Source organism: Parafrankia soli (genome assembly GCF_001854695.1).
Lineage (GTDB): Bacteria > Actinomycetota > Actinomycetes > Frankiales > Frankiaceae > Parafrankia > Parafrankia soli.
The window spans coordinates 1-14122 of the sequence record NZ_MAXA01000230.1 but is presented as its reverse complement, the minus strand read 5'-3'; the positions used below and the strand labels follow the sequence as shown (position 1 = coordinate 14122).

Annotated in this window: 11 protein-coding genes; 7 read left to right on the top strand and 4 right to left on the bottom strand. The window is 71.6% G+C overall.

Annotated elements, in window-relative coordinates:
• Positions 1–8 precede the first annotated feature (8 nt).
• Positions 9–1001, bottom strand: a complete 993-nt coding sequence (locus tag BBK14_RS22680) for an aldo/keto reductase (RefSeq protein WP_071065289.1) — start codon at positions 999–1001, stop codon at positions 9–11.
• 339 nt (positions 1002–1340) lie between these two features.
• On the opposite strand from BBK14_RS22680, the gene BBK14_RS22675 reads away from it, so the two are divergent.
• On the top strand, positions 1341–2897 hold the full coding sequence (locus BBK14_RS22675) for an MFS transporter (protein ID WP_241831761.1): 1557 nt from the start codon (positions 1341–1343) through the stop codon (positions 2895–2897).
• A 4-nt stretch (positions 2898–2901) separates the two neighbouring features.
• Here the strand turns inward: BBK14_RS22675 and BBK14_RS40460 are convergent, their stop codons facing one another.
• Positions 2902–3327: a winged helix-turn-helix transcriptional regulator gene (locus tag BBK14_RS40460; protein ID WP_275078507.1), complete on the bottom strand. Its 426-nt coding sequence runs from the start codon at positions 3325–3327 to the stop codon at positions 2902–2904.
• 281 nt (positions 3328–3608) lie between these two features.
• Between BBK14_RS40460 and BBK14_RS22665 the strand changes: the two genes are divergently transcribed.
• The 3 genes from BBK14_RS22665 (at position 3609) to BBK14_RS22655 (ending at position 6895) form a co-directional block, all read left to right on the top strand.
• Positions 3609–4703: an LLM class flavin-dependent oxidoreductase gene (locus BBK14_RS22665; protein ID WP_071065287.1), complete on the top strand. Its 1095-nt coding sequence runs from the start codon at positions 3609–3611 to the stop codon at positions 4701–4703.
• Between the two features lie 598 nt (positions 4704–5301).
• Positions 5302–6000 carry an alpha/beta hydrolase gene (locus BBK14_RS22660; protein WP_071065286.1) on the top strand — a complete coding sequence of 233 codons (699 nt, stop codon included), beginning with the start codon at positions 5302–5304 and terminating at the stop codon, positions 5998–6000.
• Positions 6001–6265: 265 nt separating this feature from the next.
• Complete coding sequence (locus BBK14_RS22655) at positions 6266–6895, top strand: lactate utilization protein (RefSeq protein ID WP_071065285.1); 630 nt, start codon at positions 6266–6268, stop codon at positions 6893–6895.
• Positions 6896–7015: 120 nt separating this feature from the next.
• On the opposite strand, the gene BBK14_RS22650 is transcribed toward BBK14_RS22655, so the two are convergent.
• Both BBK14_RS22650 and BBK14_RS22645 read right to left on the bottom strand, forming a co-directional pair.
• The gene (locus BBK14_RS22650) at positions 7016–8554 is read right to left on the bottom strand and encodes a multicopper oxidase family protein (RefSeq protein WP_071065284.1); all 1539 of its coding nucleotides are present in this window, start codon (positions 8552–8554) and stop codon (positions 7016–7018) included.
• A gap of 152 nt (positions 8555–8706) precedes the next feature.
• Positions 8707–9108 carry a winged helix-turn-helix transcriptional regulator gene (locus BBK14_RS22645; RefSeq protein WP_071065316.1) on the bottom strand — a complete coding sequence of 134 codons (402 nt, stop codon included), beginning with the start codon at positions 9106–9108 and terminating at the stop codon, positions 8707–8709.
• A gap of 289 nt (positions 9109–9397) precedes the next feature.
• On the opposite strand from BBK14_RS22645, the gene BBK14_RS22640 reads away from it, so the two are divergent.
• From BBK14_RS22640 to BBK14_RS22630, 3 genes are all read left to right on the top strand, one after another.
• The gene (locus BBK14_RS22640; protein WP_071065283.1) at positions 9398–10213 is read left to right on the top strand and encodes an ABC transporter permease; all 816 of its coding nucleotides are present in this window, start codon (positions 9398–9400) and stop codon (positions 10211–10213) included.
• Complete coding sequence (locus tag BBK14_RS22635; RefSeq protein ID WP_071065282.1) at positions 10210–12054, top strand: dipeptide ABC transporter ATP-binding protein; 1845 nt, start codon at positions 10210–10212, stop codon at positions 12052–12054. The genes BBK14_RS22640 and BBK14_RS22635 overlap by 4 nt, the downstream gene beginning before the upstream one ends.
• Positions 12055–12175: 121 nt before the next feature.
• Entirely contained in the window at positions 12176–13846 is a 1671-nt protein-coding gene (locus BBK14_RS22630; RefSeq protein ID WP_071065281.1) for an ABC transporter substrate-binding protein, read from the top strand.
• Positions 13847–14122: the final 276 nt, after the last annotated feature.

Sequence of the window (14122 nt, the reverse complement as noted above, 5' to 3'; positions counted from 1 at the left end):
GCCGGACGTCAGAGCCGTCGCCGCTGCGGCACCTGGATGCCGGTGACGGGCCGTGGGCGGTACGGGGCCTCCAGCCGGGCGGCCTCGTCGTCGGTGAGGGTCAGTTCCAGGGAGGCGAGCGCGTCGTCGAGGTGCCCGGGCTTCGTGGCGCCGACGATCGGCGCGGCGACGACGGGATTGCGTGACACCCAGGCCAGCGCCACCTGGGCCCGGCTCACGCCGCGCTCGTCAGCGATGCGGGCGACCTCCTCGACGATCAGCCGGTCGTCGTCCTGGTAGAAGGCGCGGGCGAAGGGGTCGGACTCGGCGCGGGTCGTGGTGGCGTCCCAGTCGCGGGTGAGGCGGCCGCGGGCCAGCGGGCTCCACGGGATCACGCCGATCCCCTGGTCCGCGCACAGCGGGAGCATCTCCCGCTCCTCCTCCCGGTAGAGCAGGTTGTAGTGGTTCTGCATCGTCGCGAAACGGGTCCAGCCGTGCCGCTCGGAGATGAACAACGCCTTGGTGAACTGCCAGGCGTACATCGACGAGGCGCCGATGTAACGGGCCTTGCCGGCCTTCACGACGTCGTGCAGCGCCTCGAGCGTCTCCTCGATCGGCGTCGTCTCGTCCCAGCGGTGGATCTGGAAGAGGTCGACGTAGTCCGTGCCGAGGCGCCGCAGGCTCGCGTCGATCTCGTGCATGATCACCTTGCGGGAGAGGCCGGCCCCGTTCGGGCCGGACCGCATCCGGGAGTGGACCTTGGTGGCCAGCACGATCTCGTCCCGGCGGGCGAAGTCCTTCAGCGCCCGGCCGGTGATCTCCTCGCTGCGGCCCAGCGAGTAGACGTTCGCGGTGTCGAAGAAGTTGATCCCCGCCTCGATCGCACGCCGGAAGAACGGCCGCGACGCGTCCTCGTCAAGAGACCACGGCCAGTTCCCCTCCCCCGGGGTGCCGTAGCTCATGCAGCCCAGGCAGACCCGGGAGACCTCCAGGCCGGTCGACCCCAGCTTGACGTACTCCACGAGATCAGGCTCCTCTCCACCACAGCCGCACCCACCGCCACCGCGCCGCCGCGCGATCACCAGCCCACGACTCTGCCACGACGCGGCCGCGTCCGGTGTGTGTCCGGAGTCACCATGCCGTCCGCCAAACCCGGCGCAGGCCAATGACCTGCGCCGCCGCAGAGAAAAGGCCGGCCCGGGGCCGTCGCGGGCGGAAACTCGCGCACGTCCGGCCGGCCGGGGCCGGGAATGCCGACGTCCGGTGTGGACTTCGCTGTCACCGATGAGGTGCGCGACAGGTCCGCGGGTGCGGGGCTGTGGTTCGGCGGGCGGTCCGGCGCCTGTCGCGGAAGGAACCAGATGACGAAGGCCCAGGTCACAGAGATGGATCCAGCCGGCGCGAGCGGCGGGGACGGCGACGCCCGGGCCGCCGGGGCACCGCCGTCCAGCACCGTGGCGGCGGTGGACGAGGCGGGCGTCGATCCGCGGCGGTGGCGGGCGCTGCCAGTGATCCTGATCGCCAGCTTCATGAGCCTGTTCGACGTGTTCGTCGTCAACGTCGCGGCACCGAGCATCGAATCGGACCTGCACGCGTCCAACGCCGGGCTTGAGCTGGTCGTCGGCGGCTACTCGTTCACCTACGCCGCCGCGCTGGTCACCGGCGGCCGGCTGGGTGACCGGTTCGGCCGCCGCCGGATCTACCTGCTCGGGATGGCGGTCTTCACCGCCGCGTCGGCCCTGTGCGGGCTCGCACCCAACGAGGCGGTGCTGATCGGCGGCCGGCTGCTGCAGGGCGTCGGTGCCGCGGCCATGGTGCCCCAGGTGCTCGCGCTGATCAGCGTGACCTTCCCGCCGGCCGAGCGGCCGCGGGCGTTCGCGTTCTTCGGCGTGACGATCGGGCTCGGCGGGGTCTGCGGTCAGGTGCTCGGCGGGGTGCTGCTCGACCTCGACATCTTCGGCCTCGGCTGGCGGCCGATCTTCCTGGTCAACGTGCCGATCGGGCTGGCGGCGCTCGTCGGGGCGCGGCGGCTGGTCCGCGAGTCGCGCGCGGCTCGGGCGGAGCGGCTCGACCCGGTCGGGCTGGGCACGCTGACCCTCGGCATCGGGCTCGTCCTCATCCCGCTCACCCTCGGCCGCGACGAGGGCTGGCCGCTGTGGACGTGGCTCGCGCTCGCCGCTGGGATCGTGGTGCTCGGCGGGTTCGGGGCCTGGGAGGCCCGGCTGGCGCGCTCCGGCGGGCATCCGATCATCCCGCCGGCCGTGGTGCGGTCCCGGGCGGTCGTCGGCGGCATGGTGATGAGCGCGGGGTACTTCTTTTTCTTCGGCAGCTTCCTACTCGCCCTGACGATCTTCCTGCAGGTGGGCCAGCACCGCTCCCCGCTGAACGCCGGGCTGATGTTCGCGCCGCTCGGCGTGGTCTTCGCGTTCTCCTCGCTGGCGGCGCGCCGGCTGGTCACCGTGTACGGGCCGCGGGTGCTGACCGCCGGGGCGCTCACCACCGCCCTGTCCCTGGTCGGAATCGCGGTGGCGGTGTCGGTCGAGGGCACCGGCATGACCGCCTACGAGCTCACCCCGCTGCTGATGCTCGCCGGCATCGGCAACGGCCTGGTGATCCCGGCCCTGGCCGCGAGTGTCATGGCGGCCGCTCCCCCCGACATCAGCGGGACGGTGAGCGGCGTCCTCACCACCACGCAGCAGTTCGCCTCGGCGTTGGGCGTCTCCGGCGTGGGGGCACTCTTCTTCGCCGAGACCGCACGCAGCGGCGCGGACGCCGGCCTCTTCGCCGCCATCATCTGCGGCCTCATCTCGGTCGGCGTGGCCTTCCTGGGCTCCCTGGTTCTCCGCCGCCCACCCGCGGCACCGGCCGTCGCGGGGGCTGCCGTCGCCGGGGCTGCCGTCGCGGCATCCGCGGACTAGCGGACTAACCGCGGGCGTCGTAACGCCGACGGGCCTCGTCGATCCCGTCGGCGTTGCGCTCGGCCCAGTCGAGCAGCGAGGCGACGGTGTCGAGCAGGGTTCGCCCCAGGCCGGTGAGCTCGTAGTCGACGCGCGGGGGCACCTGCGGGTACACCGTGCGGGTGACGAGCCCGTCCCGCTCCAGGACGCGCAGCGTGCTGGTCAGCATGCGCTGGTTGATGCCGGGCAGCGCCCGCTTCAGCTCACTGAAGCGCCGCGGGCCGGCGGTGAGCTCGGTGACGACCGCGACCGACCACTTGTCACCCACCCGATCCATGATCGTCCGTACCCGGCAGTCGGCCTCACCCCGAGGCTCCCAGTCGGCGGCGAGCGAACCGTGCTCCGCCGGCTGTACCGGCACGTTGTGGGCCACTGGCACGTTGTGGGTCACCGCGACCTCCGGTCGGTGGTTGACGGCGGCTCTCTCTCGGCAAATACTACTTTCCGTGTCGATGAAGTTGAGATTGATCCGACGTCTCGCCGTCGACCTCGCGCGCAGCGGCAGCATGCGCTGTTCCTGAGACGCTCCTCGGCCACGCCGGCCGCCAGGGCGTCCGACCGCTCCCGCGCCGCCTCGTCACGATCCGGTCGCTCGAGATCCGGTCCCCTCCCACCTGGTGGCCTTGACGTGGCGAATGCCGACGCCACGTCCCCTCCGCCGGGAGCCCACTCATGTCCCTGACCTTCCACTGGTTCCTGCCCACCTCCGGCGACGCGCGCGACGTGGTCGGCGGCGGGCACGGCGCACCAGCCACGGCGAGCACCCGCGGCCGGCCGCCGACACTTGAGTACCTCGGCCAGATCGCCCGCTCGGCCGAGCAGCTCGGCTTCGCCGGCGCCCTGACCCCCACCGGTTCGTGGTGCGAGGACGCCTGGCTGACCACGGCGATGCTGGTCGAGGCGACGAAGCGGCTGAAATTCCTGGTCGCCGTACGGCCGGGGCTGGTCTCGCCGACGCTGGCCGCACAGATGGCGTCCACGTTCCAACGGCTCTCCGGCGGGCGGCTGCTGCTCAACGTCGTCACCGGCGGCGAGGCGGACGAACAGCGCGGCTACGGCGACTTCCTCGACAAGGACGACCGGTACGCCCGCTGCGACGAGTACCTGTCGGTGCTCTCCGATCTGTGGCGGGGACGGACCGTGGACGTCGACGGCCGCTTCGTGCGGCTGAGCGGGGCGCGGCTGTCGCGGCTCCCCGACCCGCCACCGGAGATCTACTTCGGGGGCTCGTCGCCGGCCGCGGTCGAGGTGGCCGCGCGCCACGCCGACGTCTACCTGACGTGGGGCGAACCGCCGGACGCCGTCGCCGCCAAGTTCGCCGAGGTCCGGTCCAGGGCCGAGGCGGCCGGGCGGGCGCCGCGCTTCGGGCTGCGCGCCCACGTCATCACCCGGGACACCGCCGAGGACGCCTGGGCGGCGGCGCACCGCCTGATCGCCGGCCTGGACGCCCGGACGGTCGCGGCGGTGCAGGAGCAGCTGGCGCGCAGCGAGTCCGAGGGCCAGCGCCGGATGCTCGCGCTGCACAACGGGTCGACCGCGAAGCTGGAGATCTTCCCGAACCTGTGGGCGGGGATCGGGCTGGTCCGCGGCGGCGCCGGGACCGCCTTCGTCGGCAGCCACCACGCGGTGGCGGACCTCATCGAGACCTACCACCAGGTCGGCGTCACCGAGTTCGTGCTCTCCGGGTATCCCCACCTGGAGGAGGCGTACTGGTTCGGGGAGGGTGTGCTCCCGATCCTGCGTGCCCGGGGCCGATGGTCCCCGTGACCTCGACCCCGTCCTGGACGGAACCGGAAATACCACCGCCCGGCCCCGCGGTACTTTCGCCAGGCAGACCCGGCCGGGCGGATTTCGTAATGGTGTTGACATCCGCGCCGTGACGGCACAGAGTTGGACCATGCTCCGGCCGGGTTCAACGACACCTCGGCTTCCACGGGCGACACCTCGGTTTCCACGGGCAACACAGCAGTCTCTAAGGGCGACCCGGCGGCTCCTGCAGACGACACGCCTCGTAATCCGCGGCCACATCGATTTCCTGCGGGTGGCGTCGGCCGCCTGTACGCGGTCACCCGCCAGCTGACCTCACCGAGGGCGAGCCGAGCCAGGCCACCAGGACGGATTCGTCCGCCCGCTCGGCCCCACGATTCCGGTGCCGGCTCTTCCAGCGACGGCAGGCGTACCTTCAGCGACGTCCACGCCGGCGCTCTTCCGACTTTTCCGGTAACAGCCGTGTTCTCCCTTATCCTGCGTGGCATGTTTTCTTTGGGCTGCCCACCGGGCGGTCTTTCTTACCGCCACTCCCACCCTCGCCTGGGTCGTCTCGCGCATTCCAACCGCACCGGCCCCATTTTCCCTGGAGCAGATCATGCATTCTCCGACGGACACCCGGAACCCGATCCGGTCCGGCCGCCAGGTGCGCGGTTTCGTCGGCCGCGCCGCGACCCGGTTCTGGCCCGCCGCCGACGCGGGCCGGCCGCCGCGGGCCTCGATCGTGATGATCCCCGGCCGCGGCGAGAGCGTGGACAGCTACGAACGGACCGCCGTGCGGCTGGCGATCGACGGCTACGACGTGACCTACCTGTCCACCCAGGAGCACGGCGCCGTCGCGCTGGCGGAGGCGCGGGTGCCCGGCGTGCCGTTCATCCTGCTCGGTTCGGACACCGGGGCCCTGCGCTCGCTGTCGCTGGCGGGCTCACCGGCGCTGCGACCCGACGCCCTGATCCTGCTGGGACTTCCCCTGGTGCACCAGCCATTCGCCGGCGAGCTGCCGACCGAGCTCCCACCGCGCGTGCTGCCCGACCTGCCGGTACTGCTGATCCACGGCGAGCAGGACGAGACAAGCCCGCTCCACCTCACCAAGATGATCACGCGGACGGTGAGCACGGCTCGACTGACGACCGTGCCGGGTGGGCACCAGATCATGACCGGGCCCGGAGTGCGCCTGGTAGCGGCGCTCACGGTGCTGTTTGTCGAGACCCTGCGCCAGATCGAGGGCGTGGGAGGCGGGCGGGCCCGCCTCGCGCGCGTCCCACGCCAGCCCGAGCCCGCCGCGAACCGGCTGTGACGTTGTCGGTTCCCTCCAGTTCACCAGGGCAGAAAAAGGTGCCTTCTTCCCCCTGACACCGGTCCGGGCAAAAATTGGTCAGGGCGCCTACCACGCGACGGGTCACGGGCCCGGCACGGTGCTTTCGCCCACTCCTCCGTGTCACCCGGAGCCGTATTCGTCAGCGGCGGAAATGTCATGCGGATCGTGCACCGACGCGGCGTTTCCGCCATCGCGTCGCCGCGTGCGCCCGAGAACAGTGAACACTCGTACCGAAGGGACAAAAATGACTGTCGAAGCCCCGCCTCTCGACGAAACCTTCGCCACCGCCGCCGACGAGGCGGTGATCGATCGGGCCACCGCCGCACTGCGCGAGAACGGCTATCTCGTACACGTGGTGGACACCGCCGCGCAGGCCCGTGAACTGGTCGCCGAACTACTGCCGACCGACCAGTCGGTCTTCACCGCGTCGAGCGAGACGCTGCGGCTCGCCGGCATCACCGCGGACATCGACGAGTCCGGAAAATACAATTCCGTCCGGGCCGCCGCCCCGCCGCCGAGCGAGGACGTCTACGCCACGATCCGGCTGGGCGCGACGCCGGACGTGGTCGTCGGCAGCGTCCACGCCATCACGGAGAACGGTCACCTGGTCGTCGGATCCGCCAGCGGCAGCCAGTTCGCGCCCTACGCGTCGGGCGCTCGGCGCGCCATCTGGGTCGTCGGCGCGCAGAAGGTCGTCGGCGACCTGGAGACCGCGCTGCGCCGGATCCGCACCTACAGCCTGCCCCGGGAGCACCAGCGCCTGGCCGACCTCTACGGCCAGTCCTCGTTCATCGGGCGGATCCTGATCCTCGAGCGCGAGGCGTTCCCGGAGCGCGGCACGGTCATCCTCGTCCGGGAGACCATCGGCTTCTGAGCCGGCTCAGCGTGGTTCCCCGCGGTGGCCGAGCCGCACGAAATCGGCTTCCGCCGCACGGCGTGGGCCGCGGCCCCGGTGGATATCCACCGGGGCCGCGGCCCACGTGCGCGCCCGTTCTCAGGCCACAGTCTCGAACAGTGCCATCATCCCGGTGCCGGCGTGATCCTGGACGTGGCAGTGGTAGAGGTACTTACCGAGGTACTCGGTGAACGTCGCCTGGATGCGGACCGTCTCGCCCGGCGCCACGAACACGGTGTCCTTCCAGCCCGACTCGGCCGGACCGGGCGGTACGCCGTTGCGGTCCAGGATCCGGAACTGCACCAGATGCAGGTGCAGGTTGTGGTAGACCGCCACCGGGGTGACCGGGTTGGTGATCCGCCAGATCTCGGTGCTGCCGCGGCGAATGGTGTAGTCGACGCGGTTGGGGTCGAACAGCATCCCGTTGATCGCGAACGGGAAGGCCGCGGTGTGGTACGAGAGGACCACGTCCCGGACCCGGGTCGCGGCGGGCAGCGGCGGATGCGCTCGCAGGGTGGCCGGGACGGCGCTGGTGTCCTGCCCCACCCGGGCGACCACGTCGAAGCGCAGCACGGGCAGGGCGACCGGCCGGCTCGGATCGTTGAGGTTCCGGGTGTTGTTCAGGACGAGCTGGGTGCCGGGCGCGTACCTGGAGAAGTCGATGACGATCTCGGCCCGCTCACCGGCACTGAGCAGGACCTTGTCGACGGTCGCCGGCGCCGGCAGCAGGCCGCCGTCCCCCGCGATCTGAGTGAACCGCTCCTGGCGGCCCAGCACCAGGTTGAACACCCGCATGTTGCTGGCGTTCAGGAACCGGAACCGGTAGCGGCGGGCCTGCACCTGGAAGTACGGGGCGGGGCGGCCGTTCGTCAGCAGCGTCGTCCGTCCGTACTCATCCAGGCTGATGAAGACGAGCTGGCCGTCGGCGTCGATGTTGGCGTCGGACAGCAGGACGGGAATGTCGAACTCCCCGCTCGGAAGGTTCAGTGCCGCCTCGGCCGGATCCTCCAACAGGTAGAAGCCGTGCAGGCCCCGGTAGATGTTCTCGGTCTCGTGATGATGCGCATGGTCGTGATACCACAGGGTCGCGGCCGGCTGGTTGTTCGGGTACTCGTAGGTCTTCGTCGCACCGGTGTCGATGACATCGGTCGGAAAGCCGTCGCTGGACGCCGGGACATGTGCCCCGTGCAGGTGGACGGCGGTCGGGTGGGGCAGCTGGTTGGTGTGCCGGACAACAACCCTGCGGCCGACCTTCGCCTTTATCGTCGGCCCGATGTAGCTCCCGCCGTAGCCGTGGATCTCGGTGGAGAAACCGGGCAGGATCTCCTCCGCCGCGGTCCGGCTGGTTATCTCGTAGAAGTCCGTGTCCGCGGTTGTGGACGTCGGCGCGAGCGTCGGCGGGACCGGCAGCGGAACGGAGAACGGCGTCACCGGCGGGGCCGCGGTCACCTCGTTCGCGACCGTCTCGACGGTTCCGGAGTGACCGAGATGGGCTGCGTGGTCGGTTGACACACTGGCGGAGGCCAGCGAGGCACCGCCGTCACCGCCGCCGCCGGCCGTGGCCAGCCGGACGGTGCCCGCCGCGGTCGCGGCGACCCAGGCGCCCAGCACGTTTCGTCGGCTCAGCAGACGACTCATCAGCGATTGCCTCCACCATGGTCGGTGCGCTCCGGACAGTCACCGGACGGCCAGCACCATCCCTGGGCACACATGCCGATGCCTACCCCTAAGACCTCCCACACTCCGGAATGCCCGCGAATCCGTCCGCAGTCCGCGGGACGGTTCCCGAGCTATTTCGCGTCGTACTCCCGCCTGGCCCGGTCTATGTCCTCGGTGTGCACCACCGCCCAGTTCATCAGCAGCCAGAGGGTGTCCAGCAGCGACCGGCCGACCGGGGTGAGCTCGTAGTCCACCCGGGGCGGTATCTCGGGATAGACCGTGCGGAGGACCAGACCATCACGCTCCAGCGCCCGCAACGTGGTCGTGAGCATCCGCTGGCTGATGCCGTCAACGCCGCGCCGGATCTCGGTGAATCGCAGCGGCCCGTTTCCGAGCGCGTGCACCACCGCCACCGTCCATTTGTCACCCACTCGACCGACGATCTCCCGGGCACGGTCCGCCGCCCCGCCCTGGGAATCGCCCTCGAGCGGACCGCGGGAACCGGCCGTCCAACCGGCGGACCACGTTTGCATGACCCGATCACCACCCTTCACGGCCTTCCACCCTCTCACCGACCGGGCCTCGCTTGCGGCCCTGCCTCGCCGCGTGTGGAGCGGGCGGAAAGGACTCCGCCAGAGTGGGGAGCTGTAGGGGTATGCGCCGCACTCGGCGCGATGGACATTTCCCCAGGTGGGCACCATCGCCACGCCGAGCCCGATCCCGCCGCGCCGATCATCGTCGGACCGGGACCCCGGTGACCGCCGCACCTGGTCACCGGCGCCCCGCGGAACGCCGAATTCACTGACAGGGGTGTGACCGTTCATGTCCGCCGCGATGCGCCGACCGGGGCTGCTGCTCGCACTGGTCTGGCTCGTGGTCATCGTCCTGGCCGCGGTGGTCCCKGAACTGTTCACCTCCCGCGACCCCCTGGCGACCAGCACCGCGAACCGCCTGCTCGGGCCGTCCTGGAGTCACCCGTTCGGCACCGACCAGCTCGGCCGGGACCTGTTCACCCGCACCATCCACGGCACCAGCCGGACGGTTCCGGCAGCCCTGCTCGCCACGGTGATCGGGCTCCTCGCGGGCACCCTTGTCGGGCTGCTCGCCGGGTTCCTGCGCGGCTGGACGGACCTCGTGCTGATGCGGGTCGTGGACGTCCTGCTGTCGATCCCGGGGCTGCTGCTCGCGCTAGCGCTGATCGCCGTGCTCGGCCGGGGGGACACGATCGACGTGGCGGTGGCGATCGGGGTCGCCGCCGTCGCGAGCACCGCCCGGGTGATGCGCGCCGAGGTGCTGCGGGTGCGGGAGAGCCTGTTCGTCGAGGCGGCCCGATCGGGGGGTGCACGCTGGCACCGGGTCCTCACCCGGCACGTACTGCCGAACTCGATGGGGCCGGTCTGGGCCATGACCGTGCTGCTGTTCGGCGCGGCGATCCTGGGCGTGACGACGCTGAGCTTCCTCGGCTTCGGCACCCAGCCGCCAACCCCGGAGTGGGGTTCGCTGGTGTCGACCGGCCGGAACTTCCTGCGCGGGGCCTGGTGGATGTCGATCCTGCCCGGCGTGGTCGTGGCGCTGACGGTGCTGGCGGCGAACCGGCTGTCGCACGAGTTCGGGGACGAGCCGGGTGCCGCCCGATGAACACGGTTCCCGATGTGGCCCCGGAACCCGTGGCCCGGGAGCCTGTGACGGCGGGCCCTGTCGCGGCGGAGCGCGTGGCCGCGGAGCGGGACGAAMGGCCTGCCCTGTTGGAGATCGACGGCCTGGAGGTCGACTACCGGCCACGCGGTGAGGTCGTGCACGCCGTGCGCTCGATCAGCCTCCGGGTCGCCGCCGGGGAGGTCGTGGCGATCGTCGGCGAGTCCGGTTCGGGGAAGTCCACGACCGCGCACGCGGTGCTGCGACTGCTGCCGCGTTCGGCCCGGATCTCCGCCGGCCGGATCCGGTTCGACGGCCAGGACGTCACCGGCCTGAGCGAGCGCCGTTTCCGGGCTTTGCGCGGCCGGGACATCACGCTCATCCCGCAGGAGCCGACGACGTCCCTCAACCCCACCCAGCGGATCGGTACGCAGGTCGCCGAGGTGCTGATCGTCCACGGCCTGGCCGACCGGCGCACGGCCGGGCGGGAGGCACTGCGGGTGCTGGCGGACGCGGGCATGCCCGAGCCGGAACTGCGGGCCCGCCAGTACCCGTCACAGCTCTCGGGCGGCCTGTGCCAGCGGGCCCTGATCGCCGTCGCCATCGCGGCGAAGCCACGCCTGATCGTCGCGGACGAGCCGACGAGCGCCCTGGACGTCACCGTTCAACGCCGGATCCTCGACCATCTGACCGGTCTCACCCGGGACGCGGGGACAAGCGTCCTGCTGGTGACGCACGATCTGGGGGTGGCCGCCGAGCGGGCGGACCGGATCCTGGTCATGGCGGACGGCCGGATCGTCGAGGAGGGCGCCCCGGAACGGATTCTCGACCAACCGGAGCACCCGTACACCCGGGCGCTGATCGCGGCCGCGCCGAGCCTCGAACCCCGCCCGCGACTGGTACCACGCCCGACGCCGGCAACCCCGGCCGCGGCGCCCCTCTCGGCAGCACCCTCCACGACAACACCCTCCACGACAACACCCTCGGCTACAACGCACCCCGCGACAGCGACGGCCGTGGAGCCACCGGCCGCGGCACCGCCGGCCGAGGTTCCACACCTGCGTGTCGACGACCTGGTCAAGGAGTTCCGGCTGCCCCGCTCCGGGACCTCCGCGCGGGCGGTGCGCGCGGTGGACGGCGTCAGCTTCACCATCCAGCGCGGACGGACCTTCGCGTTGGTGGGCGAATCCGGCTCGGGGAAGTCGACGGCCGCTCGGCTCGTGCTGCGGCTGACCGAACCCACCTCGGGGCGGATCGCGCTCGCCGGCGAGGACATCACCCACACCCGCGGCGAGGAGCAGCGGGCGCTGCGGCGCCAGATGCAGGTCGTCTACCAGAACCCGTACGCCTCGCTGAACCCGCGGTTCACCGTCGAGCAGATCATCACCGACCCACTGGCCTCGTTCGGCGTCGGCGCCCGGGCCGAGCGCCGGCGGCGGGCCGCCGAGCTCGTCGACCTCGTCGCGCTGCCCGCGGCCATGCTGACGCGGCGTCCCGCCGAGCTCTCCGGCGGCCAGCGCCAGCGGGTCGCGATCGCGCGGGCGCTGGCGCTGCGCCCGGAGCTCGTCGTCTGCGACGAGGCCGTCTCCGCGCTGGACGTCTCGGTGCAGGCGCAGATCCTCGACCTGCTGGGGCGGCTGCAGACCGAGCTGGGCGTCAGCTATCTGTTCATCTCGCACGACCTCGCGGTCGTCCGGCGGATCGCCGACGGGGTCGGCGTCATGCGCCGCGGCCGGCTGGTCGAGAGCGGCAGCACCGAAGCGGTCTTCACCAGCCCCGCCGACCCGTACACGCGTGAGCTGCTGGCGTCCGTTCCCCGCCGCCGGCCGAAACCGCCCAGCTGACCGTCCGACCACCGACCACCTGTCACCTGTCACCAGCCGCCGACCAACGGGCGCCGCGCACCGCATCCCTTTGCGTTCCCACGCGTCACCGCACGTCATCCGTCCCGAGGGGGAAACTCGCATGTCGAGAACCATCCGGCCGCGAAGGCCGGCCCGCCTGGCGCGCACATCGCGCCTGCTCAGCGCATTCGCGCTCGTACCCGCGCTCGCGCTGGGACTCGCGGCGTGCGGCGACGACGGGGACGACGCCGGCGGCGAGGCCGCCTCGCCAACGTCCGGCGGAACTCTGACCATCGCGCTGAGCAGCGACCCGGTGAGCATCTACCCGCGGGCGGTGAGCCCGATCGTGCGCGACGTGGCCCGGCCGGTCGTCGACTCGCTGCTCGCGCTCGACCCGAAGACCCGCCAGCCGGTGCCGTGGCTGGCGGAGAAGTACGAGGCCAACGCCGACGCCACCGAGTACACCTTCCGCCTGCGCGCGGGCGTGACCTTCTCCGACGGCACGCCGCTGACCGCCGAGGTGGTGAAGCGGAACTTCGACGACATCCTCGCCAACGCGGCGAAGAGCACCGGTTCCGCGGCGCTGTCGACGCTGAAGACCAGCGGCTACACCGGCACCGACGCCGTGGACGAGCTCACCGTCGTCCAGCATTTCGGCGCGGCGTTCCCGGCGTGGCCGGTCGCGCTGGCGAACACCGGATTCGGCATCCTCGCCCCGGCCACCCTGGATCTGCCCTACGAGCAGCGCTTCAACAAGGTCGTCGGCTCCGGTCCGTTCGTCCTCACGTCGTACACGAAGAACAGCGAGGTCGTGCTCAGCCGGCGCGACGGCTACCGGTGGGCGCCGCGGTACCGCTCACGTACCGGTGACGCCTACCTCGACAAGGTCGTCTACCGGATCATCGCGGAGCCGAGCGTCCGCGCCGGCGCCCTGCAGAACGGCCAGGTCCAGGTGTCGACGTCACTCAACCCGGCCGACATCGAGGCCGCCGGGTCCGCGGGCGCCACGGTCATCACGCAGCCGCTGCCCCGCAACACCGAGGCCCTCGTCGTGACCGGCGCCGACCGGACGCCGCTCAACGAACTACCCGTCCGCCAGGCGATCGTGCGCGCCGTCGACACCGGCGCGATCCGCGACTCGCTGCTGCACCCGTCGTTCAAGCTGCCCACGAGCGTCCTCACCTCGACCGTCATCGGGTGGGCGGACCAGTCAGCGCATCTGAAGACCGACGTCGACGAGGCGAACCGCCTGCTCGACGGGGCTGGCTGGCGCCGGGGCGGCGACGGCGGCATCCGGGAGAAGGACGGCCGGAAGCTCACCGTCGTCTTCGGCTGGATCGATCGCGGCAACCCCTGGGACCAGGGCCTGGTGGAACTACTCAAGGCGCAGCTCACCGAGGTCGGCATCGACCTGCAGCCCCGGCTGGACACCGCCGCCGCCGCCGTCGAGGCCCTCGGCAAGCACGACCAGTACGACCTGTTCCTGGCGGGTGTCGCCGGGGGCGTCGACCCGGACAACGGCCTGCGCGGCAGCTTCGCCAACGCCGCGCCGAACATCTACAACGTCCAGGACACGGCCCTGCAGCCGCTGCTGCAGCAGCAGGCGGTGACGACCGACCCGGACAAGCGGGCCGGCATCCTCGCCGACGTCCAGGAGCGGATCGCCGAGCAGGGCCTCGCCGTGCCGCTCGTCGAGGACACCGCGGTCGTCGGCGTGGGCGCCGACGTCCACGACTTCGCCCTCGACTTCGACTCGCGCATCCCCCCGCTGTTCGACGTCTGGGTCTCCTGACCCGGTGACCGACCCGCGCGCCGGCAGCCAAGCGCCGGCGCGCGGGTCCGCGGTGGGTATGCCCGCCGCGACGTCCAGCCGGTCGGCAACCCGGCGGACCGGCAACGGTTAGCTGGCTGCTGGCCGGCTACTGGCCGGCGAGTGGCCGTGGCAGCCGCGCCACCTCCTCGCGCCGCCGGTCAGCCCCCCTGTACTCCGCACGTTCGTGCGGTGTCCTGAACGTGTGACTCTTTGATCTTGTGGTGTGTTGATCGCCCTGGTGTGTAGGGCTTCCGG